General features: G+C 50.4%; 22 protein-coding genes. 15 read left to right on the plus strand and 7 right to left on the minus strand.

Annotation, left to right across the window (positions count from 1 at the left end):
• Positions 1 to 292: 292 nt before the first annotated feature.
• Positions 293 to 547, minus strand: coding sequence for a hypothetical protein (locus R6H26_RS03685; protein ID WP_404788430.1), 255 nt, complete (start codon positions 545 to 547; stop codon positions 293 to 295).
• Between the two features lie 215 nt (positions 548 to 762).
• On the opposite strand from R6H26_RS03685, the gene R6H26_RS03690 reads away from it, so the two are divergent.
• Positions 763 to 2,448 carry a sensor histidine kinase gene (locus R6H26_RS03690; protein ID WP_404788432.1) on the plus strand — a complete coding sequence of 562 codons (1,686 nt, stop codon included), beginning with the start codon at positions 763 to 765 and terminating at the stop codon, positions 2,446 to 2,448.
• An 8-nt stretch (positions 2,449 to 2,456) separates the two neighbouring features.
• Here R6H26_RS03690 and R6H26_RS03695 read toward each other — a convergent pair whose 3' ends face one another.
• Positions 2,457 to 3,122, minus strand: coding sequence for an L-threonylcarbamoyladenylate synthase (locus R6H26_RS03695; RefSeq protein ID WP_404788434.1), 666 nt, complete (start codon positions 3,120 to 3,122; stop codon positions 2,457 to 2,459).
• 68 nt (positions 3,123 to 3,190) lie between these two features.
• Here R6H26_RS03695 and larC point away from each other — a divergent pair, with 68 nt between their 5' ends.
• The 3 genes from larC (at position 3,191) to R6H26_RS03710 (ending at position 7,486) form a co-directional block, all read left to right on the plus strand.
• Positions 3,191 to 4,396 carry a nickel pincer cofactor biosynthesis protein LarC gene (gene larC, locus R6H26_RS03700; protein WP_404788435.1) on the plus strand — a complete coding sequence of 402 codons (1,206 nt, stop codon included), beginning with the start codon at positions 3,191 to 3,193 and terminating at the stop codon, positions 4,394 to 4,396.
• A gap of 231 nt (positions 4,397 to 4,627) precedes the next feature.
• Positions 4,628 to 6,916, plus strand: a complete 2,289-nt coding sequence (locus R6H26_RS03705; RefSeq protein WP_404788437.1) for a protein kinase — start codon at positions 4,628 to 4,630, stop codon at positions 6,914 to 6,916.
• A 123-nt stretch (positions 6,917 to 7,039) separates the two neighbouring features.
• Positions 7,040 to 7,486, plus strand: a complete 447-nt coding sequence (locus tag R6H26_RS03710; RefSeq protein WP_404788439.1) for a SufE family protein — start codon at positions 7,040 to 7,042, stop codon at positions 7,484 to 7,486.
• Between the two features lie 55 nt (positions 7,487 to 7,541).
• Here the strand turns inward: R6H26_RS03710 and R6H26_RS03715 are convergent, their stop codons facing one another.
• Positions 7,542 to 7,805, minus strand: a complete 264-nt coding sequence (locus tag R6H26_RS03715) for a transposase (RefSeq protein ID WP_404788441.1) — start codon at positions 7,803 to 7,805, stop codon at positions 7,542 to 7,544.
• Positions 7,806 to 8,060: 255 nt separating this feature from the next.
• Between R6H26_RS03715 and R6H26_RS03720 the strand changes: the two genes are divergently transcribed.
• From R6H26_RS03720 to R6H26_RS03730, 3 genes are all read left to right on the plus strand, one after another.
• Positions 8,061 to 9,323: an MFS transporter gene (locus R6H26_RS03720; protein ID WP_404788443.1), complete on the plus strand. Its 1,263-nt coding sequence runs from the start codon at positions 8,061 to 8,063 to the stop codon at positions 9,321 to 9,323.
• 268 nt (positions 9,324 to 9,591) lie between these two features.
• Entirely contained in the window at positions 9,592 to 10,341 is a 750-nt protein-coding gene (locus R6H26_RS03725; protein WP_404788445.1) for an NTP transferase domain-containing protein, read from the plus strand.
• Between the two features lie 47 nt (positions 10,342 to 10,388).
• The gene (locus R6H26_RS03730) at positions 10,389 to 11,084 is read left to right on the plus strand and encodes a hypothetical protein (RefSeq protein ID WP_404788447.1); all 696 of its coding nucleotides are present in this window, start codon (positions 10,389 to 10,391) and stop codon (positions 11,082 to 11,084) included.
• Positions 11,085 to 11,229: 145 nt separating this feature from the next.
• Here the strand turns inward: R6H26_RS03730 and R6H26_RS03735 are convergent, their stop codons facing one another.
• Positions 11,230 to 12,579 (minus strand): IS1380 family transposase, encoded by a 1,350-nt coding sequence (locus R6H26_RS03735; RefSeq protein WP_404783571.1) that lies wholly within the window; start codon positions 12,577 to 12,579, stop codon positions 11,230 to 11,232.
• A 111-nt stretch (positions 12,580 to 12,690) separates the two neighbouring features.
• On the opposite strand from R6H26_RS03735, the gene R6H26_RS03740 reads away from it, so the two are divergent.
• The 3 genes from R6H26_RS03740 (at position 12,691) to pstB (ending at position 15,619) form a co-directional block, all read left to right on the plus strand.
• Positions 12,691 to 13,389, plus strand: a complete 699-nt coding sequence (locus tag R6H26_RS03740) for a phosphotransferase family protein (protein ID WP_404788449.1) — start codon at positions 12,691 to 12,693, stop codon at positions 13,387 to 13,389.
• 269 nt (positions 13,390 to 13,658) lie between these two features.
• Positions 13,659 to 14,756 (plus strand): CDP-glycerol glycerophosphotransferase family protein, encoded by a 1,098-nt coding sequence (locus R6H26_RS03745; RefSeq protein WP_404788451.1) that lies wholly within the window; start codon positions 13,659 to 13,661, stop codon positions 14,754 to 14,756.
• A 35-nt stretch (positions 14,757 to 14,791) separates the two neighbouring features.
• Entirely contained in the window at positions 14,792 to 15,619 is an 828-nt protein-coding gene (gene pstB / locus R6H26_RS03750) for a phosphate ABC transporter ATP-binding protein PstB (protein WP_404791192.1), read from the plus strand.
• A gap of 55 nt (positions 15,620 to 15,674) precedes the next feature.
• Here the strand turns inward: pstB and R6H26_RS03755 are convergent, their stop codons facing one another.
• Positions 15,675 to 16,580, minus strand: coding sequence for a LysR family transcriptional regulator (locus R6H26_RS03755; protein WP_404788453.1), 906 nt, complete (start codon positions 16,578 to 16,580; stop codon positions 15,675 to 15,677).
• A 135-nt stretch (positions 16,581 to 16,715) separates the two neighbouring features.
• Here R6H26_RS03755 and R6H26_RS03760 point away from each other — a divergent pair, with 135 nt between their 5' ends.
• The 3 genes from R6H26_RS03760 (at position 16,716) to R6H26_RS03770 (ending at position 18,363) form a co-directional block, all read left to right on the plus strand.
• The gene (locus R6H26_RS03760; protein WP_404788454.1) at positions 16,716 to 17,420 is read left to right on the plus strand and encodes a pirin family protein; all 705 of its coding nucleotides are present in this window, start codon (positions 16,716 to 16,718) and stop codon (positions 17,418 to 17,420) included.
• 185 nt (positions 17,421 to 17,605) lie between these two features.
• A complete protein-coding gene (locus R6H26_RS03765) occupies positions 17,606 to 18,022 on the plus strand; it encodes a XisH family protein (protein ID WP_404788456.1) in 417 nt (138 codons plus the stop codon).
• On the plus strand, positions 18,010 to 18,363 hold the full coding sequence (locus R6H26_RS03770) for a XisI protein (RefSeq protein WP_404788458.1): 354 nt from the start codon (positions 18,010 to 18,012) through the stop codon (positions 18,361 to 18,363). Before R6H26_RS03765 ends, R6H26_RS03770 begins: the two co-directional genes overlap by 13 nt.
• A gap of 47 nt (positions 18,364 to 18,410) precedes the next feature.
• Here the strand turns inward: R6H26_RS03770 and R6H26_RS03775 are convergent, their stop codons facing one another.
• On the minus strand, positions 18,411 to 20,081 hold the full coding sequence (locus tag R6H26_RS03775) for an ABC transporter ATP-binding protein (protein WP_404791194.1): 1,671 nt from the start codon (positions 20,079 to 20,081) through the stop codon (positions 18,411 to 18,413).
• A 348-nt stretch (positions 20,082 to 20,429) separates the two neighbouring features.
• On the opposite strand from R6H26_RS03775, the gene R6H26_RS03780 reads away from it, so the two are divergent.
• On the plus strand, positions 20,430 to 20,681 hold the full coding sequence (locus tag R6H26_RS03780; RefSeq protein ID WP_404788460.1) for a hypothetical protein: 252 nt from the start codon (positions 20,430 to 20,432) through the stop codon (positions 20,679 to 20,681).
• Here R6H26_RS03780 and R6H26_RS03785 read toward each other — a convergent pair.
• The gene (locus R6H26_RS03785) at positions 20,641 to 21,324 is read right to left on the minus strand and encodes a phage integrase N-terminal SAM-like domain-containing protein (RefSeq protein WP_404788462.1); all 684 of its coding nucleotides are present in this window, start codon (positions 21,322 to 21,324) and stop codon (positions 20,641 to 20,643) included. The two genes, R6H26_RS03780 and R6H26_RS03785, sit on opposite strands and share 41 nt — an antisense overlap.
• A gap of 328 nt (positions 21,325 to 21,652) precedes the next feature.
• Between R6H26_RS03785 and R6H26_RS03790 the strand changes: the two genes are divergently transcribed.
• Positions 21,653 to 22,510: a nucleotidyltransferase domain-containing protein gene (locus tag R6H26_RS03790; RefSeq protein ID WP_404788464.1), complete on the plus strand. Its 858-nt coding sequence runs from the start codon at positions 21,653 to 21,655 to the stop codon at positions 22,508 to 22,510.
• Positions 22,511 to 22,633: the final 123 nt, after the last annotated feature.

Consider the following 22,633-nt stretch of genomic DNA (forward strand, 5'->3'; position numbering starts at 1 on the left):
CCTCTCAATACCTCTTCTGTCCGCTGTTTTAGGGGTGAGACAGATGCAGATTGACGCTTAAAAATTCGCTTCGATATTTTTTGAACTTGCCGCTGGAAGTTAGATAACTGCTCGGAGGAAGAACGGCGCATAAAATAATTTCACTTAATCAGTGATTCTATGGTGGCCAATTATTGAGAAAGCTCCCTCCGAGGAACTACGTAATTTTGCCGTAGCGATCGAAATCAACCTCGTACTGTAAAAAGCGGGGGTTGTAAATGAGTCTGTGCCAAAGGTTAATCCAGCCCAACTGTCAGGCTAAAAGGGGGGGAGGGGAGATAGGGAAGATGGGGGAGAGTTTGTAGTCCAACTTTGGGGAAATGCTTAAAAGCTGAGCGCTGACTAATTCCTGGTAGGTTTCAATCGAGTTGCGGAGTAGCTCGAATACGGGGGCTTGGGGAGTTGGCACGCCTTGAGTTAAGATATTTTCTCGTCGAGCTAGCGTTTGAAGCCGATCGAGCATTGCATCTGCTGCCCGCATTAGTACGCCATATTCATTTCCAGTCAAAATTGTATCTGTTTAGCATGCTAGAAAATGTATCCCCGATTCGCTCTGTAAAGAAAGGAAAGACAAGGCGATTGGGTTGATTCTTAACCTTCTTAGTCGAAAATTAATCTGATCGAGTCAGTTCTTAAAAACTGTTTTTAAGTTGCGTCGGGTATAAACTGAAGACGGAGCAGGCATTTCTTCCCGGCTTAGCTCAACTCACTACCTATGGCCTAATGTCAGCGTCCTCACAGTCTCGCGATTCAGAGGCTTCAACGCCCTCCCTCCATCCAGCCCTCTTTGGGGCAGAGATTTTGTCTGGATCTGTGCCCACTATCTCGGTTTGTCCCCTTCCCTTGCCGGGGTTGCCTCACGAGCAGCTCTTGCCCGAACTCAGCCACGAGCTAAAAACGCCCTTGACGGGCATTATGGGCCTTGCTCAGGTCCTTCAACGCTATTCCAATCCGGTTGCAGAGCGCGAGTGCCAGTATGCGGAACTGATCTATGAAAAAAGCCAACAGCTTTTAGTGTCTATCAATGACTTGTTCGATCTGGCTCAGCTTTGCACCCATCAGTTTGTGTTGCAGTTGCGCCCGATCGATCTGTCCTCCGTCGTCAAAACGGCCCTCAAGGTGGCCCAGTACGCCACCGATGCTGAAATGCCCGCAGTAGAGCATCCCGCAGACCCCACTGACGGTTCCGAGCTATGGATGATGGGAGATCTGCCCCGGCTGGAGCAGCTTTTGACGCATTCGATCGGCTACTTCTCCGCCCAAGGTACGCCAGCGAGCCATCCCGTGCTGAAGCTGCGATCGCGGGATGCCTGGATTTCCATCACCTTCGTGGGTACCCTCAGGGACGAATCCGCGCAGGCCCAAGAGCAACTGAGTTGGCCCTATCAATCCTCAGACCCCGGTGCGTCTGCTATGCCAGGGCGGAGCAGCGCAGTGCTCAAGTTTCTGCTTGCAAAACAGCTCGCCCAATTACATGGGGGTGACATCAGTTGGATTTTCCGAGGATCTATAGAAACTGAAGTTACGATTTTGCTCCCCCGCGACCTCACGCGGGCTACGGTTCTGAGGCGACCTAAATCGTCCCAACCTTTGTTTTTGCTTTACAGTCAGCCCGCTGCCGGAATGGACGACATTGCGCAAATGCTTCAGAGCCAAGGAATCCTGGTAGCAATTGGGCGATCGCCAGACGAGATTCAAGAAAAAATCAAAATACTCTCCCCAGAGGCGTTGGTTTTAGAGAGCGGCTGTGTCGAAGCGCCAGAATGGCCCGCACTCCAGGCATTGCTGACCGGACAATCGACGCAAACGCCAGTGCATCCCGTTTGGTTGACCGCATCGCCATCGCGCAAGACCAAGCCGCCACTCAAGGGCCTGGATGTTTGGCCGCTACCGCTCGAACCCGATCGCATCGCTCAAACCTTAGCGCTGATCCGACGCAGAGCCGAACGGGGTTGCACCTCTCCAGCCGCCGCTGACTCGAGCTCGAAAGGGACAGGGAGGCCGAACCAGCCCGCCCGCGTGTCGATCGTGCTTCAGTTAGATTCCGTCTCTTCCGCCCGCCCGCCAGTAACCATTTTTGTAGAGCTGCTTGCCTGCCTGTCCGGGGATTTCGGTTGCTCTATCTTGGTGGCAGACAATCCCGAACAAGCGGATCTGCTCGCCAAAATCTGGAAACCTCAAGCGATCGTCTGTACCGGATCGATGCAAACTTGGGCGGTGCATTTCTCAAAATCCTCTGTCTTGGCGCAGCTTCCGTTCTTTTTCCTCGCATTAGAAGGGCAAGAATTACCGCAGGTCGCCAACGCGAGTCGCTGTAGAATGCATCCCGTCGATCGCGACGTTTCGACTCGGCAAGCGGCCCGACATCTTTACGAGGCGTTGACCGCTGCTGTCCGAGAAAACGCCTGAGGCGTACCCTATTCTGCGATCGCCCCTTCCAGCAACGGTGCGATCTCGTCCCAACCTCGACCTTGGCGCAGGACTCGGATCGGATCTTCGCACAGATCTAAAATCGTTGAAACGTCATTGCTAGGAGCCTGACCGTTATCCACAATGAGATCGACGAGCTTGTCAAAAGCATCGAATAGCTCCGCCGTCGAGGCGGAAGAAATGGGGACGTATTCGTCGTCTGGGGACACACCAACGTTGGCTGACGTGGAGATAATGGGATTTCCCAGGGATTCCAGAAGGGCCTGAGCGACTGCGTGATCTGGGACGCGAATACCGGTGGTTTTGCGCTTGGGATTTTGCACTAGCTTAGGCACCAGCTTTGTAGCTGGCAAAATAAACGTCAGCGGTCCCGGTACGAACCGCCGCATGAGCCGATAGGAGGCATCGCTGACTTGGGCGTACTTGGCAATATCGGAAAGGGAAGAGCACAAAAAAGTTAGGGGTTTATCGTTGGCTAATTGCTTGATCTGTCGCACTTTTTGGACGGCGGATTTTGAGTTGAGATCGCAACCGATTGCATAGACCGTGTCGGTGGGGTAAAGCATCACCGCCCCGCCTCGCAGCGCATCCCGAACTTGCTCCACAACGCGGCGCTGGGGAGACTCTGGATGGACGGTGTACACTTGGGCCATGATGGTCGCTCGGGAAGACAATGCCGATACGCCTATCATAGACCCCATACTGTATTTCAAAATACCAAATGGCTCGAATTGCCTACTTTGACTGTCCCTCCGGCATTGCCGGAAATATGTGTTTGGGCGCTCTGTTGGATGTAGGAGTTCCCTTATCGCATTTAGAAGTTTCGCTCGCCCAGCTCCATCTGGCCGATGAGTATAAAATTTCGGTCGAACCAGCCTACCGTCAAGGTCAGCGGGGCACCTACGTCCGAGTAGAAGTTGTCGAGTCCCACCCCCATCACCCACCCCATCGCCACCTGCCGGAGATTGAGGCGTCGATCCGGCAAACTCAGCTTCCAGAGCGGGTGAAAACCTGGAGCTCGGACATTTTTCGAACCTTGGCGATCGCCGAAGGAGCCGTCCACGGCATCCCGCCGGAGTCAGTGCATTTTCACGAGGTGGGCGCGACAGATGCGATCGTCGATATTGTCGGAACCTGCATCGGTCTCGACTGGCTTGGCGTCGAGCGAGTATTTTGCTCCGCCCTCCCCACAGGCGGGGGGACCGTGCGGGCTGCCCATGGGTTGCTGCCCGTTCCCGTTCCGGCGGTGTTGCAGCTCGCAACTGCGCGCCAGATGCCCCTCTACGACAACGGCATCCAGAAAGAACTCGTCACGCCCACGGGGGCGGCCATCGTCGCAACCCTCGCCCAAACCTTCGGCCCCGTACCTGCCCTCGCCCTCGAACGAGTGGGATTGGGAGCAGGCAGCCGCGATTTGCCGATTCCCAACCTGCTGCGGCTGTGGTTGGGAGAAGACTGCACGACAAACGTCCCGCCTACCCCCCGAGAAACCATTGCCTTACTGGAAACTCAACTTGACGATATTAACCCGCAAGTTGTGGGCTATCTGTACGATCTACTGTTAGCGGTGGGGGCGGTGGAAGTCTTTACCCAGGCGATCGGCATGAAAAAGTCTAGACCCGGCTTATTGCTGAGCGTGCTCTGCCCCCCCGCCCTCATCGAAACCTGCGAAGCAATCCTCTTTCGCGAGACAACGACCCTTGGCATCCGCCGCTCGTTGCAGCAGCGCGCCATACTGGACAGACAGATCGAACGGGTCGAAACCCCCCTCGGTCAGATTCAAGTTAAAGTCGCGCGATATCACAACCGTGTTGTCAACGTTCAACCCGAGTATGAAGACTGCGTCCGGCTGGCACAGCAACACGGTAAACCCCTTAAAGACATCCAACAAATGGCCTTCCGTCACTGGGATGGTTCTTCGACCTGACCGCCTTTGAAGCCTCGCGAGAACCCTGGCATTTCCTCCAAACGCCCAAATGGTTGCGGGCAATGTCATCCCTCTGTTACAGAGCTTAATGTGAAGCCTAGCCCATCAAGAGTCAGGTCGCTTATGCTGGGGTAGATTTATCTGAAAAAATCAGCTTATCGATAGAGTCTGTCTCCCTCAAAATTGAATATGGGAGAATATAAATTAACTGCCACTGTAAAATACCGCACCATGGACGCAATCAGCCTCTCATCTGGAAATAAACTCGCCGGGCGCTATAGAGTGCTTCAAAAACTTGGTGAAGGGAGCTTTGCTGAGACTTTTTTGGCAGAAGACGAACATTTGCCCGATGCCTTTCGCTGCGTGATCAAGAAACTCAAGACGGGCGTCGAAGATGAAGCGAAGTTGAAAATTGCCAAGCGCCTTTTCGATGAAGAAGCTCGAACGCTGCATCAACTCGGCTCCCATCCCAATATCCCGCAGTTATTGGCCCATTTTGAAGAAGATAGCGAGTTTTATCTGGTTGAGGAGTATGTGGCTGGGACTAGCCTTTATCAGGAACTAGCCACAGGCCAGCAGTGGAGCGAAGGCTACGTCACAAAGCTGATGAAGGACATTCTGAGTGCGTTGAGCTTTGTGCATCAAAAACAAGTCATCCATCGAGACATCAAGCCATCCAACATCATTCGTCGCGAAAAAGACGGCCAAATTGTCTTGATTGATTTTGGGGCCGTGAAGCAGGTGGCCAATCAAGCGATCGATGAAGGCAGTCAGATTGCGCCCCATACCGTTATTGTGGGTACGCCGGGATACATGCCCGGAGAGCAGCTTCGCGGTAGCCCTCGGATGAGCAGCGATGTCTACGCGGTCGGGATGATTGGAATCTACGCCCTGACGGGACTCAACCCCGCTCTAGGTCAACTTCCCGAAGATGAATTGACTGCCGAAATTTTGTGGAAAGATCGCGCCTCGATTAGTCCAGAGTTTGCTTCCATTCTTGAAAAAATGGTGGCCTACGATTTTCGCCAGCGCTACCCTTCTGCCAAGGAAGCTCTAGATGCCTTGAACGCACTGGCACTTTATCGCCAGGACAACGCTCCTACAATTCTAAAAGACCCTGCCCATTCCATCGGCGTTCCGCCCGGTAGCGGTGCTGCGGTTAACCCCAACAACGGTCATGCTGCTAGCTCTAGCGGAGGCGTTAACGTCAACTTTGGCACCGGGCAGTCTACCGGACAAGGTTCTGACCGACAGGGAATTAAGAAACAGGGGACCGGGCAGGGCACGGCCAGTAGTGGCATTATTATTAATGCTGCGGCTGGAACGGGGAGCGGTCTTGGAGTTTCCCCTGGAACTGGCAGCAGTGCCGCGCTAGAGCCAACTTCAGTCGGTTCGGGAATTCATGCCAAGGCATCGGCAGCGCCGGATGACAGCGTCGAACGACCCAGCGGGAGGGTTGGGGGTGACGATCGAGGTTCGACTTCGACGAGCGCCTTGGAGCCAACTTCTGTAGGGACTTACGCTATTTCTAACGCTCGCCCTGCCGAAATATCTAAGCCAGCGCCAGACTCAGCGTCTGGAAACCGTCGCGCTTTCCCGCTGAAGGTTGTTGCCCTAGGGGGTGGGGTATTGGTGGGGCTGGGGGCGATCGCCGCCTTTGCCTCTCCCAATATCGAGCCGATTTGTAAGGCGCTCAACAATTGTTCTGCCAACGTTCGCTACGGTTCGGTCTATAAAGAAGCCAGCAATTCTGCCGAAGCGGCCTTGAGCGTTCTCAATAACGCAAAGTCTTTCCAGGATTTGCAAACGGCTCAATCTCAGCTCCAACAGTCCATTCAGCAACTGAACAAAGTTCCTAAAGGCGTCGATAGCTATAGCGACGCTCAAAAGTTACTGCCCAACTATCAGAAGCAGCTTAAAACGCTTCAGGAGCGCATGACTTTAGAGAAAAAAGCGCAGCAAGAGCTGCAACAAGCCGACACGATCGCCACCAAGGTGCTGACCCAGAAGAAGCTGCCCACTTCTGTCGCGGCTTTATCCACCAACAAGGCAAAGCTTCAGGAGGCCATTCAGCGCATCGACAAAATTCCGCAGAAATCTCTGAGTACGTCCCAAGGGTTGGCTCAAAAGCAGGCTTATCTTAAAAAATCGAAAGAACTAGATCGAGAAATTCAAAAACAAGCGGCTGCCGAGGCCGAGCGGCAGCGCCGTGCCGCAGCGGCAGCGCCGCAGCGGCGTTGGCGCGACCGCCCCGAACCTCAGTACTCGTCTGGAGGGCAGGAGCCTATCTGGGGAGAAGGCAGTTCCTCTCCGGCTGCGCCGCCGCCTGCGGTGTGGAATTCCGGTTCGTCTTCTGTCGCTCAAGATCCTCCTCGTTCCGCACCTGCGCCCGCGCCCGCGCCCGCACCTGCTGCTCAGGAACCGATTTGGGGCGGCGATGGCGGCGGTGGTGGCGCTTCGCAAGCGGCTCCTCCGCCTAGCAATGGCGGCGATGCTGGCGGCAATGAGCCGCTTTGGTAGTTTTACCTTCGAGACTTTTGGCAAAAACAGCGCGATCGATTCGGGATCGGCTGTTTTAAGGCTGCGAGGATCCTTTACGCGAAACCGTTAAAATAATAAATGCGCTGTCTATTTTTCTAACCTATGTCTTCTACGGCCCTTTCCCTTCCAGACTCTCTCGCAAAAGTGGTCAACCGCTTTGAGCGACTTTCTGAACCAAAGCGGCGTTACGAGCTATTGATTTGGTTTGCAAAGCGGTTGCCCGAGCTAGACGATGCGGCACGAACGCCAGAGAATAAGGTTCAAGGCTGCACGTCTCAGGTTTACGTAACGGCAAAGCTTGAGGATCGAAAGGTATACTTTGCCGGAGATTCGGATTCGCAGTTGGTGAAAGGGTTGGTAGCGTTGTTAGTAGAAGGACTCAGCGGGTTGCCGCCGGAGGTGGTGGGTTCCCTGTCACCAGATTTCATCCAAACCACGGGGCTGAATGTGAGTTTAACGCCGTCGCGCTCTAATGGGTTTTACAACATTTTTAGAGCGATGCAGCTTAAGGCGTTGGCCTATCAGCATGCTGAAAGTGCCTCTCAGTAGCTCATTGCAGATTCATTGGTTTGGAAAGAGCGATGATTGCGCAAAACTTGCGCAGTCATATATTCAACGATTCAATTGCGCTCGTGGTGCAGATCGCCTTACGGATTTTTAGCGAGAAAGCAAAGAAAAGAATAATGCTTTGATAGCGATTCATCCAGAATTTACTAATCATTGGGTACTGCTTATCCCACCTCTCAGCAAATAAGATCGAAACTTGCTTTGCGGCCCATTCCTCCTTCATTGAAGGTACGGTTTTGCAACTACTCGATACGATAAACCCTTTCGCTTCAATGATTTCCTGGATAAAGTGCGATCGCACTTAAGCTTCTCTAGTCGAACAGTGCGTCTGTAACTCTCTCTGCAACGAACTTACCCATCTCTTCTCTCTAAAAGTAGCGATGGAGATCGTGAGAAACTTCTCATGCAACCTTCATTTGGAAACGTTAATGGAGGGTTAAATTTAGGTTAACTCAATTCTGCGATTAAACTAAGCCAAAATTTTGCGGCTTTTTTAATCCCTTTTGCCCTTCATCTTTCGTCTCATCGCACTTGAATGCAATCATCCCACTCCACCATGAACCCAGCAACGATCGCCATTGTTGCCGAAGGGTTTTTATCTCGTCTCAGTTTTGGCATCATCAGTTTTGCCTTGCCCCTCTATGCCCATCGCTTAGGACTATCCCTATTTGAGATTGGTGTATTAATGACACTGAACCAAGTGGTTGCGATGGCGCTCAAGCCCAGTATGGGCTGGGTGGCCGATCGCATGGGTTTAAAGCGTAGTTTCACCGTATCCATTCTAGTTCGCAGTTTTATTGCCTTATTTTTAGTAGTTGCACAATCACCCTGGCAACTTTATTCGATTAAATCGATCCACGGTGCATCTAAAGCGCTGCGCGACCCAGCCGCAAATGCGCTCATCGCCGAACAAGGTGGCAAAAAAGCGATCGCGTCTGCCTTTGCTTGGTACCACACGGCCAAGATTGTGGCAGGTTCTATGGGAAAGGCGATCGCGGGAATTTTACTGACGCTTACAGTTTCTAACTTTTCCTTCGTGTTCAATATTGCCTTTATTCTGTCATTGCTACCCCTGTACAGCGTCATTCGCTATGTCAAGTCCGATCGGTCAAAAGTCTCAAAACGAGACGATTTAAGCCAGGTTCCGTCTGCTAATTCTTCTCAACCCAGCATCTCTCACTCGACGCATGAAGACAATACTGCGCTTTTAGCGCCTCTGCCCGCCAGTTCTAAGGCAATGCTTTTCTCATTCAGTCTGCTCTCCTTTGCGATCAACGGTACCGCTGAAATGCTACGGGGACTATTTCCCATCCTGGCAACGGAATATGCGGGCTTAAATGAAGCGCAGACGGGCTTAATTTATACTGCTTCAACGGTGATGGTGCTAGTTTCAGGGCCTATTTTTGGCTGGCTTGCCGATCGCGGGCGTCAAGAATCAGTTCTTCTGGTGAGGAGTTTGGGTAATATTCTCTCCTCGATCGTTTATATTATGGCTCCGAATCTCCTTGGTTTTACGGTCGGAAAACTATCGGACGATTTAGGAAAAGCAGCGTTTCGACCCGCCTGGGGCGCATTGATGGCGAATGTTTCGAGCTTCGATCCGAAACGCCGTGCCCAAACCATGAGCTGGATGCTGTTGGGCGAGGATGCCGGGGCGATCGCAGGGCCAATTTTGGCGGGACTCCTCTGGAGCACTTGGGGCCTGCCAGTCATGCTAGGCGCACGAGTCTTTCTGGCGATCGCGACTGAAGTGTATACGGTTTATCTAAGTCGTTCTCTGGAAGGAGTCTACCGACCGAGCGCGACTAGCCGTAAGTAAAGAAATCGATGATTAGGCTGGCTCCCTTGGCACTGCATTGTGCCTCAGACTTGGTGCGCCAAAGCAAGCAACAGGGAAAAAAACGCCGAAATCGGCAAAAGTAAGAACTTTCTCATACTAGTTTCATGAACCCTTTACAAAGTTAAGACAAGATTAATGAAAGGTTATTGAAAAGCTAACTCAATCCTAACGTTCGATTAACTTTTAATTCTATCGCGGTTTCTAGGCTGAAGAAGCCAATCGGTATTCATTAATAGAGGTATTTAAGATGCAAGCAATTATTTTAGCTGCGGGTTGCGGTTCCAGATTATCCACGGTTCTGAAGGGAAAGCCGAAGTGTCTGGCTCAAGTCGAGAACGACGTAAGCTTGATTGATTACCAACTTGCAGTCTTGAACAGTTTTGGAATTAACGATGTTTGTTTTGTCTTAGGCTATCGCGCTCACGAAATCTATCGGGTCATTAGCGATCGCGCTCACACGATTATTAACCGTCGTTATGCTGAGACCAATAGCCTGTACTCCCTATGGTTAGCTCGTCATTGGGTGAAGGAAGATTGCTTGATCGTGAATAGCGATATTCTGGCCCATCCGACCATTTATAAGCGATTGCTAAAGCACTCTGGAAACGCTCTGACCTATGATTCATGGTCTGGGGACCAAGACGAACATATGAAAGTAATTTTTCAAAATAAAAAGCTGCAAGAAATTAGCAAATCTTTGTCCGCCGAAGCGTCTCAAGGTGAAAGTGTAGGGCTACTCAAGCTCACGCACCAGGGCATGAATTCGTTATTTGAGGAAGCCGAAACAGCCCTAGCCTTGGGTGGAGAGAATCAGTGGGCACCAGCAGCCATTGCTCGTCTCGCGCAACAACAGGAGATTACAGGCATCGATGTGGCTGGATTACCTTGGGTTGAGATTGATTACCCCGAAGATTTGCAGCAGGCACGCCAAACCGTCTGGCCCTTGATTTCGCAAGTTGCCCTCCCTCAACCGTTAAGCCAGCGTAAAGTTGGCTAACTTACATCCCTGCTTCCTTGCTCTGAAATGCGTTTTGAAGTAAATCAATGAATTACACGACAGATCCGGTTTTTCAAGCCGTCCAAAACATTTTTACCCCTGCTGAAATTGAACCCGTCCTCAGTCAGTCCTGGGAACACTGGCTAGGACACAAGCCCCAATTCATCTCGGTTGTGCCCGCATTGACCTATTACAGACCGTTTAACCTTGCCAGAATTGTTGCAGAAGTAACGGTGACAGTAGAAGACGACGCAGAACCAACCCGACTCAATATCTTTTTTAATGTCTTGGCGGATAGCGACAAGATGCGCCAACAGCTCGAACAAGGCTATGAATTGGCGGTTCCTCCCAACGTCGCCTTACCCGTCTTTGCGATCGCCGATTGGCAAACCTTGGTTTGGACGCTCCCCCATGCACCTTGCTTGCCAGAGCTGATTCCACTTTTACAACCAGATTATTTCTGTCCGCTCCTGATTGCTCCTGAAGATTTGCCCGCTGACCCCCAAGATTATCCGCTGCCCCAATTGTTTCGTTACGTTCCTTTCAAGCGCGCTATCTTAACCTGGGACAGTCCTTGCACTCATCAACGTTACTTCATCAAACTCTGCAAGGAATTGGAATTTACCAGCGTCGTAGAGAATTTTCAACAGATTTACAACCTATCGAAATACCTCAGCTTTAGAGTCCCTGAACCCATTGCCGCAGATGCTGCTTCTAGCCTGCATTATTCACGAGGTGTATGAGGAGTTGTAAGTTTCACCAAAATTAGAGCTATAGGATGAGATGAAAAGTAAAAGTAGGCAAAAAAGCGATACAAATCGGCTCAAAAAGGCTAAAAACACCTATATTTCCGACAAATAGAGACAAGAATCCTATGACGGGCTTGGCCTACTCAAATTTGAGGGACTGGGACTGGGATAAGTTCCGAGAAATTTGACGCATCTCCTGGGCATAAGGGCAAAACGCAGCCAACTCCACCAGAATCCGTCGGGTAGAAACCGTTACCTTGGCAGCTCCTTTAATGAGCAACAACCGTAGGCGTTCCACCTGAGCCGTTGCCAGTTGTGTTCCATGGGCCGCTTGGCGAATTGCAATCATCAAAATGTAAGCAGCTTGAGCCAAGAGCAGACGAAACTGATTGGCAATAAAAGTGCTGCAACTGAGACGATCTGCTTTGATGCCGAGTTTGAGTTCTTTAATGCGATGCTCGCTGTCGCCGCCGCGTTGAACGTAGAAGTGGTCGTACAATTCTTGAGGCGGTTGCTCCAGATTGGTCACCACAAATCGAGGATTGGGGCCTTGGTCGAGCCATTCTGCCTTCATGACTAATCGTCTGGGTTCATCCCACGTCCGTGCCGCGTAATAGACATCGTCAAACAAGCGAGCCTTTTGCTGGGTTTGGATGTGTTGCAATCTTGCCCGTTCGAGCAAATCGGCAATTTTACGCTCCAATACCGCATTGCGGATAAAGCCAAGGGCATAGCCCACCTTGGAGCGTTCGCAAACCTGCATGATTTCGGGTAAGGAGAATCCCGCATCGCCTCGCAGAATCAGTCTCACAGACGGCCAAACGCGTTTGAGTCGCCAAAATAGCCAGCGTAAAATGCCTGCGACGCCTTTGCCTGAATGACTATTGCCCGCGCGTAACTGCAAAATCAACGGATACCCTGTACTGGCCTCGTTGATGAGCACTGGAAAGTACATATGATGACCGTAGTATCCATGGAAACAGCTCAATTGTTGATTCCCATGGGTTGGGTCGTCCCAGCCATCGATATCCAACACGATTTCGTCGGGTGCGCTCTTGTAGCGTTGGATGAATCCATCCACCATTCGGCTGCGCATGGCAGCGACTTCTGCTTTGCCAATGTGGTTCTCAAGTCGAGTGATGGTGGGTTGGCTTGCCAGTAAATCTGTTCCGACACTCGGCGATCGTCCGCAGGCAACCTTGAAGATGGGGTCGTGGCGCAGCACGTTACTGTCATTGGCATCTTCGTACCCTCCCACCATTTGATATACGCGTTGACTGACCAACTGATGCAGGTTATGGGTGATTTTGCTCGGGTCGCGCCAGTCCTGGATACACGCTGACAATCCTCGACACACTTGAACCTGCTCTTCTGCTTGTCGAGCCAGCAAGATCCCGGCATCTGAGCTTAATTCTAGATCTGAAAATCGAACGACTAAAGGGCGTGGCGTGGGGAAATTGTAGGGCAGGTCCGAATGACACTCTGTCATGGCACAATGGAGATACTAAAAACTCTAGAGAGCCTGATTCTAAACCGTTTCAGGCTCTCTTTTCTTGTGTTTTCCTATCTCTCATGAATTATCCAGGCTAGAACCTTTTCGATGAGAGCCTTGACAGGCCGTCAGTTTACAGAAGTGATGCGCCAAATTCGGCCCGAATCCCAACTGGAACCGTTTATCCGAGTTGGAAGCATCTTAGCCGAACTTCACCATGCCGATCTACATCCAACATCGGTCTGGACTCCTGCTAAAGAATTAAAAACCCTCAGGAGCGCAATGGCGGAAGTCAAACTAGCTTTACCTCACTTAGCTGTAGATATCGATCGGGCGATCGCTCAATTGACTGAAATGGCTCAGCATATTGATTTCCCCAGCAATTACCCCATTCATGCCAATCTCTTTGGCGATCAGATTCTCTACGATGGCGATCGCTTTGGCATGGTTGATTGGGATACCCTATCTTTAGGCGATCCGCACTACGATATCGGTCGTTTCTTGGCGCATTTTATCTACTTAGCTGGGCGAGAACAGCTCTCTTCCAAAGGCGTTAGAGCGGCTACGGAAGCTTTACTGCAAGGCTATGAAGCAGACATTGAATGGAAGCTCGATCGCACTTGTCTGACTTGGCATGTTGTTTCTCAGATCTTGCTGCGCGGTAAGATTTCTTCGTTGCGGAAACTTCCAGAGACTTGGCAAACACATTTAGAATTCGTGGTGGCTGAAGCAGAGTGGTTGCTAGCTGGATGTAGCACATACGTGTTTTTGCCGCCTTTAAGCCAGCCTGTACTTACTTCATCGTAGAGCTTGTTTGAAAAGTTGCTTAGTCCTTACACTCGCCCCCCTAGCCCCCAATTCTGGGGGGAAATGGTCAGAGTTTTTGGCTTTCTTCCCCCAGAATTGGGAAGCCACTTCCGTGGGCGGGTTTCCAAGGGAGTGCGTTGCCGGGGTTCCCCCGGTTGAAGCAACTCCCATCGACTGGAGGAAAGTGGCGCGGGTCGGGGGGGGCGAATGCAGGGTTAGATGAGACTTTTCAAACAGCCTCTGATTGAAAATATATTGGAGAAAATTGCATGACAGACCTTGCAACAATGGATGCTACCAAAATTATTCCGAAGCGGATTGCTTTTTATCTACGTTCTTGTGGAAATTCACATTATTTTGCAGCCATTAAACCCTATATCAGCTACTTTCTGAAACAAAATATTCACCAAGTCTTTATCGTTGTATCTCAGCTCAGCTCAGAGATTCAGAAGAATCCTGAGTATGACGGCTATCAACATCTATTTACGGATCGTTGCGATTTAGATACCTATGACCTGGTTGTAACACCTTCCTTTTTACGGGCTGAAGAGCGTACCGAACACACGCGAGCAGTACAGATTTTTCATGGAATGTCGGATAAACCCTTTACCTACGAACGAGATTTCCACGACTATTTGCTGTGTCTATGCGTAGGACAACGACAAGTCGATCGATTATTGCAACCACCCTGCAATCAGAGCATGAAATGGGAGCTGATTGGCTATCCTAAATTCGATAACCCGCCCACTGCGACACCTTTATTTGAGAATGACAAAAAAACGATTATTTATTCTCCTACCTGGCGCAAAGAAAACATTAGCTCGATTGAAATTTTTCTAAATCATCTAGATGCGATCGAGCACCTGACTCGAGATTACAACTTGATCGTAAAACCTCATCCAAATATCTTCAACCCCGATCGTCAGTTTTATGACCAACGTATTGTAGATCGCCTCTATCAGATTTCTGACATTAAGTTAATTCGGTCTGGCAATGTAATGCCCTGGTTTGCTCAAGCGGATTTGTTTGTCGGGGATGTTTCTGCTGCGGGTTATGAGTGGTTGTACTTCAACAAACCGATGGTGTTTCTGAATCCGCAGCCAGGGATTTTACAAGCTAGCTCCGATGTTTCCTCCATGACCTATCTTTGGCAGTGCGGGGATGTCTGCGATGACATGCAGCACCTGAAGGCACGGGTTGATGAAAACTTAAAGTGCGATCGCTACCAAGCAATGCGCGAGTCCCTTCTGCACTATAGCGTGTTCAATCCTAGAGATAATGGTGCAACCCAGCGCGGCATTGAAGCAATTCAGCATCTTCTCTACAAACAAGACGAAAATTTAGTTGCGGCAGAAATTTACTCATGAGCAAGCAGATCGAGAAAAATCCTGGGAACCTAAATATCGATCTGACCTCGTCTTGCGATACCAATAACCCCTTGAGTTTAGATGAATATAAAGCTATTTTTCAAATTGAAAATGCCAGCGTTAATTATGGAAAAACCCCTGCAATCCGCAATGTATTTTTAGACATTTATGAACGGCAGATCACTGCATTCATTGGTCCGTCTGGATGCGGTAAGAGTACGCTGCTACGCTGCTTGAATCGGATGAATGACTTAGTCCAAAATGCCCATGTGACAGGTAAAATTATTTTCCAAAATCAGGACCTATACGCAAAACAGATCGACCCTGTCGTGGTGCGACGACGGATTGGCATGATATTTCAAAAACCCAACCCTTTTCCCAAATCAATTTATGACAATATTGCTTTTGGCGCGCGTATCAATGGTTATCGGGGGGATCTAGACGAACTCGTTGAACGATCGCTACAACAGGTCGCATTGTGGGATGAAGTTAAGGATAAACTCAAAAATAGTGCTTTAGCCTTGTCTGGCGGTCAGCAACAGCGATTATGCATTGCACGAGCGATCGCGATTCAACCAGAAGTTTTGTTAATGGATGAGCCCTGTTCTGCACTCGATCCGATTTCAACCTTGCGCATTGAAGACCTAATTTATCAATTTAAACAGCAATATACCGTGATTATTGTCACGCACAATATGCAGCAAGCTGCACGGCTCTCAGACTTTACGGCGTTCTTTAATGTAGGATTGACCGAACACAATAATAATGCTGGGCATTTGGTGGAGTTTGATAAAACTGCTACTATTTTTAACGATCCGGCACAAGAAATAACTCGCGATTATGTGAGCGGTCATTTTGGGTGATGATGGTAGACTTTCACAGGCATTCATACTTCAACAATATCAAGTCAGTCATGCTTTAAGACCGATTTTCCGATCGCTGCCCAAATCGCTCCCGCAGAAAGTCAACCAGCAGTCGAATCTTGACCGATAAATGGCGATTCACCGGGTACAGCACATCAATGGAAAGTTCGGGAGGGTAATAAGTGGGCAGCACGATTTGCAACGCCTCCTCTTGGAGGGCAGTTTCTACAATAAAGCGAGGTAAAAGGGTAATTCCCAACCCGCGAATGGCTGCATCCCGCAACACTTCCCCATTGTTAGAACACAACGCGCCGCGAACGATCGCCGTATATTCGCCATCTGCTCCCCGTAAGGTCCACCGATTCTCCATTGCAACCTGCCCGTAATGCAAACAAGAATGCGATCGCAGCTCCATCGGATGCGTTGGAATACCGTATTTTTCCAAGTAAGTCGGGGACGCGCACAACACTCGTCGGGCAGGGGCTAAAGGTTGAACGAACAAACTAGACGTGGGTTGCGGTTCGGCAATGCGTACCGTTACGTCAAAGCCTTCCTCAATCGGATCGACAAAGCGATCGTTGAGGGTGAGTTCCACCTGGAGATCGGGATATTGCACCAAAAAATCGGCGATCGCCGGAGCTAAATACATCGTACCAAACGTCATGGGGGCGTTGAGGCGCAACCTCCCCTTGGGAGAACCGTGCAGTTGCGTCACCGATCGCTCCGCTTCCTCCACATCGGCCAAAATCTCCACACAGCGATCGTAAAAAGCCAACCCCGTTTCCGTAGGACTCACCACCCGCGTACTGCGATGCAACAGTTGCACCCCCAAATCGTTTTCCAATGCAATCACGAGCTTGTTCACCGCCGATCGCGATTGCCCCATCTGACGAGCAGCGGCAGCAAAACCGCCGGAAACGACTACTTGAACAAAGGCCCGCATCTGTTCGAACTTATCCATGGCGATCGCCGAGTATTGTATCCAAAATAGAGACGGCATGTCTATAAAATAGCATATTGTCTTTTTATTCGATTCAATGCATTATTGTAGTATCGAACAAACAAACCGCCTACAGACGTTAGGAGGACTCTAAAAATGATCGAGATTCGACCTGCCCAAGACCGAGGGATGGCCAACTTTGGCTGGCTCGACAGCCGACACACGTTTTCCTTTGGAGAGTACCGCGACCCCAACCACATGGGCTTTGCCGATCTGCGCGTCATCAATGAGGACAAGGTGTCTCCGGGGCAAGGGTTTGGCACCCACGGACATCAGGATATGGAAATTATTTCCTACGTTCTCGAAGGAGCGTTGGAGCACAAAGATAGCATCGGGACCGGATCGATCGTGCGTCCGGGAGACGTGCAGCGGATGTCTGCCGGAACTGGCATTCGGCACAGCGAATACAACGCTTCCAAAACCGAACCCGTGCATTTTCTGCAAATCTGGATCCTGCCCGAGCAAAAAGGGATCGAACCAGGTTACGAGCAAAAAAACTTTGCGATCGCCGAAAAGCAAGGCAAATTAAGGCTCGTTGCTTCTCGGGACGGGCGCGACGGATCGATTACGATTCACCAAAATGTCGATCTCTACGTTTCGGTTTTGGCGGAAGGCGAATTGGTGAATCATACCTTTGCGCCAAACCGAGCGGGCTGGTTGCAAGTTGCGCGGGGAGCCGTACAACTGAACGACCTGACCTTGAATGCTGGCGATGGAGCGGCGATCGCTCAGGAGTCGCTCATTACAATTCGAGGTGACGCGGGGGATGCTGAGGTCCTGTTGTTCGACATGGCAGCGTAGGAAAACACCTCTGACAGGGGCTAGGATTGACACTGTAAGGCTCATATTGCCTTGAAGAATATCCTGGCTATTGTTTTTTTGGCGGGAGGGAACTAAGCGAGCGATCGCCGTTCTCTTCCGCTATTTCAATGCTGTATGCAGCAAAATCGAATTTATAATAAGGGTAATGTCCGACTGCACCAAAAATGCCTGCAAAAGACCTTTATCACGATGCTGTTAGAAACGCTTTAATCGAAGATGGATGGTCGATTACAGCCGATCCTTATGTCATCAAATATAAAGATGCAGAGCTTTATGCGGATCTAGCTGCCGAAAAAACTATCGCAGCAGAACGTCAGGGGCAAAAAATCGTAGTCGAAATTAAGAGTTTCGTTGGAAAGTCTATGATGTATGACTTTCACAGCGCTTTAGGACAATACATTGTCTACCGTAACCTCATTCAACTTACCGAACCTGACTATATCCTTTATCTTGCGATCGACGATATTGTCTATGAGACGTTCTTTCAACGTCAGTCTATCCAAGTCATTACAACCCAGAATCAACTGCTGTTAATTGTTGTAGATACAGATCGGGAGACTATTCTAAAATGGATAACCTAGAGCGCTACCGGAGTACGATCGAAAGTATCCTGACTCGATACCATAACATTGCACTTGCTCAATCTCATCCTCAAAGTAGCTCTGAAGCTACTGAGCGCCTAGCCTTTGACGAACAGCGAGACCAGTATCTATGGTTCCGCTTTGGCTGGGATAATAAAACGCTGGTAGAGCACATCATTATGTATCTCTGTATTAAAGATGGCAAAATCTGGGTCGAGCAAGACGCGACCGATCTATGCGTTGTCGATGATTTACTTGCCTCTGGAGTTCCACACAGTGATATTGTTTTGGGATTTCATCACCCCCGCAAACGGATGCTCACTGAGTTTGCTCATGCCTGAACTCTTAGAAACGGCTTGAGCTACTCCTACCTTTTCCGTAGGCTTGTTCAAGCTGGGAACTGCTGTGCGTAAAACCTTGCATAGCGCGAATTGCGACCTATCAGCATTTCATGTGTCCCCTCTTCTACCACCTGCCCCTTTTCCAGTACCAAAATGCGATCCGCCCCCCGCACCGTCGCAAGGCGATGGGCGATAATAAACACCGTGCGTCCCTTCATCAATCGCTCTAGAGCCTCCTGCACCAACGCTTCAGACTCCGAATCCAGCGCCGAAGTCGCCTCGTCCAAAATCAAAATGCGCGGGTCTAAGAGAACCGCACGGGCGATCGCCACCCGCTGCCGCTGACCGCCTGAAAGATTGACGCCCCGCTCTCCGAGTACCGTGCTGTAGCCCTCCGCAAACTGCGAAATAAACTGATGGGCATTGGCAACCTTCGCCGCCGCCTCAATCGAAGCCAGGTCGTAGCGCGCCTGACCGAACGCTATATTCTGAGCGATCGTCCCTGAAAACAGCACCGTGTCTTGCGGGACAATCCCAATCTGCTGGCGCAGGCTCTTCAGCGTCACCCTTTGGATGTCCACCCCATCGATCGAGATCTCCCCCACCTGCGGCTCGTAAAAACGCGGCAGCAAATTCACCAGCGTGGTTTTCCCCGCCCCCGACGAGCCGACCAGCGCGATGACTTCTCCCGGCTGAGCCGTTAGCGTCAATTCCTTCAGAACCGGATGGCCGGAAGGGTAAGCAAAAGAGACATTGCGGTATTCCACCTTGCCTCGGACGAAAGGAAGGGCGATCGCATCGGGCCGTTCCACCACCGTCGGGCGCAAATCCATTAGCTCGAATACGCGATCGACGGAAGCTTCCCCCTGCTTGAATTCGTTGTAATTGTGAGTGGCGATATTGATGGGATTGAGAATGAGGGCAACCGCAGCCGTAAAGCTAATAAACTGCCCGCCTGTCAGGTTTCCCCGCGAGATCTGCCAGCCTCCCAAGATAAACAACAGCACGATGCCCATGGCCTCTAAAAAGCCCACCACCGGATACTGAATGGCCTTAATTCGCTCCGTCGCATATTTAGCTTGGCGGTTTTTTTCAGCAGTTTGCAAAAACCGCTCGATTTCGTAATCTTCGGACGCAAAGGCTTTGACCAGACGGATGCCGCCAAACACTTCCGTCAGCAAAGACGACAGATCCGAGATTTGGGTTTGGCTGTGACGCGAAAACCGCAGCAGGCGTTCGCCAAACCAACCGATCAGCACTGATACCACGGGCGCGATCAGCAGCGTAGCTAGCGTAAGCTGCCAGTTGAGATAAATCATGTACCCTAAAATCGCGATCAGTTCCAAGACGCAAGGCAAGAACTGATGGAATAGCTTGTAAATCACCTCCCCCACCCGGTCCACATCTTCTGTAAGTCGATAGACTAAATCGCCCGTCGCGGCGGTTTCAAAGTAGTCGATGTTGAGGCTTTGAAGCTGCACGTAGACCCGTCGCCTTAAATCCAGAACGATCCTCAGCGCCACTTTTGCTAGCAGCGCGTCTTGCCCAAACTGAAACAGACCCCGGATGACGAACAGGGCGATCGCCACAAATGGGAGCCGTAGCAACGCTTCCATATCGCCCTTGCCCACGTCCGTTGCAATTTGGCCGATCAGCACTGCGATCGCAGGCGTCGTCAGCACGAATCCGAACACGCACAGCAGCCCTACCCCCAGCATAGAAGCGTGGGGACGGACGTAGGGAGCAAGCAACCAATAGCGCGATCGCGATTTCAATCGTTCTAGCCCAGAAACATTGCGCCTTTCATTGTCTCATCCGGGCGATCGCGTTAAGGAGGGTACGGTTTGGAAACTGTCCATCGACTTCCCTCTTCTCTAGATTTCAGCCTTACCTTGTAAATAGCATTCAGACAAGTCAATCAAACCTCGATTGCGCTTTTCGCCCTTTAGCTTGCTTCTGCGCTGTGGCTTTATACGCGCATCGCTCGCTTTGAGAGCAATGCCAATCCGGGGTTAAATTTCACTCCTTTGAGTTATCCACTACCCTACTCATTGGGAAATCTCGCCATGATTAACCCTTTTAAGACCAGCCTCCTGCTGCTCGCGACCCTTATCTTGTTTAGCAATCAACCTCAAGTCAAGGCCGAACGAGAGGTTTCCGCTCTGCCCGTTCTTCAGCCCAATCTTGTCGCATTGGAAGAAGAGGTACGGGTATGGCCAGTGGAGCCAGATCCCGCGCTGCTATCTCTCACTGCGCCGCTGCCAGTAATCTCTACTCCTACACTGCCGGAGCTGGAACCTCAAACGCAAGTGCACTAACCCATCCTTTCTGACGATCGGTCGTGCAATCGACATCTTGTTGGTGTTGAAGTCGGGTGAGGTGGAGATGGTCTTTGAGAGGATCGCAGAGACTCAAAGGGAGCATCGTGATGCGACTGTTGCCCCCTTTGCCATCGCGCACGACAATCTGGGACTGGGCAAAGTCGATATCTTTAACACGCAAGGATAACGCCTCAGATAAGCGCAGACCGCTACCGTAGAGAATCTGAGAGACCAGTTGATAGGTGCCGGAAAGCTGAGTAATGACTGCGATCGCTTCCTCATGGGTAAGCACAGTGGGCAAATATCTCGACTTTCTAGCGCGCACGGCGTCAATAGATTGTCCAATCTCTTGTCGGAGAACGTGGCGATAAAGAAATAGCAAAGCGCAAAGGGCTTGATTTTGGGTGGAAGCAGCGACCTTCAGCTCGACTGCCAGATAAGTCAAGAAAGCTTCAATTTCCGGGGCACCCATGTCTTTGGGGTGACGCTTGCCGTGAAACAAAATGAAACGATAAGCCCAGTCTAGATAAGACTGTTCGGTTCGATAGGAATAATGCTTGACTCTCAGCGCATCGCGCATCTGGTCTAGGAGCCTTTTGGGAGGTTCGGGCATAGGAGGGTGTTGAATATCGGACATCATCCAGATGATACCGAGGATCCCAAAATCGGGGATCGGGAAAAATACGGAATCTATCCACCTAAACCCCAGCATGGGATAAAATACGGGCTATCATCGGCATAAACCGCCAGCAGGGCGATAAAAGCCGAAACTCATCGGACTAAGCAGCAAGATAGAGGGTTTAGGTGGACTGAAATCGGTTTTAAATGCTTGTGCAAAGTATTAGGCGGATCTTGTCCGCCTAAACAATAGTTGTGCGGCTTAGATATCGGTGGGGGTGTTATTTGAAGCTTGTCTGTTAGCATCGAATATGAGATTGTTTTGAACTGGTGGCGAAAATGGAGCCAACATGAATCAGCAATTGCCTCAGTTTATCCACTCTGTTGTCGATCGTTTGCAGTCAGTTCAGGGAATTGCAGCGATCGCTCTAGGTGGTTCAAGGGCACGAGGCAACCATACACAGAAGTCAGATGTAGATCTGGGAATTTATTACAAGCCAGAGAATCCACTTGATTTAGTTGCGCTAAATGACCTTGCCGCTGAACTTGACGACACCCATCGCCAAAATTTAATCACTCCAATTGGTGAATGGGGAAAATGGATTAATGGCGGTGGTTGGCTACAGGTAGAAGGTGTACCTGTAGATTTTCTCTATCGTGATGTGGCTGAGGTTAGCCGTGTTATTGATGATTGCCATGCTGGACAAATCACGATTGATTACCAACCCGGTCATCCCCACGGCTTTGTATCCTCTATTTATATGGGTGAAGTCGCCATTTGTCTGCCACTTTATGATCCGTGTAGTGTTTTAGACGGTTTAAAAGCTAGGACAACTCCCTATCCAAGTCAGCTTAAACAAGCAACAATTAATAAGTTTGCCTGGGAAATTAGTTTTTCGCTGTTCATTGCGGGAAAGGCTGTTGCACGCGAGGATGTTGCCTATGCAGCAGGGTGTTGTTTCCGCAGCGTGGCTTGTATGAATCAGGTATTATTTGCACTCAATGAAGAGTACTTATTGAATGAGAAAGGTGCGGTGGCAGTTGCCAACAGTTTTGCGCTGTGTCCACGAGACTATCAACAACGGGTTGAGTCGGTGTTTGCTTCGTTAGCAAGTGAGGCAAAATCAATCATGGATGAGATCGCCATCTTGGATGGACTTGAACAGGATTTGAGTCAATGGTATAGCGATCGTCGGTTGGTCATGTAAAGTCTGCACGGGTTAGCAATACCGCACAACAACGCCCATGCACACCGACCGCCGAGAGTTGATCGGCTATGATGCAGAGGTTATCTGCGGCAGGTGATGGGCAACGTTAGGCTTACATTTTGC

Source organism: Altericista sp. CCNU0014, from assembly GCF_044923475.1.
In the GTDB taxonomy this organism is placed as follows: Bacteria; Cyanobacteriota; Cyanobacteriia; order Thermosynechococcales; family Thermosynechococcaceae; genus JAAURS01.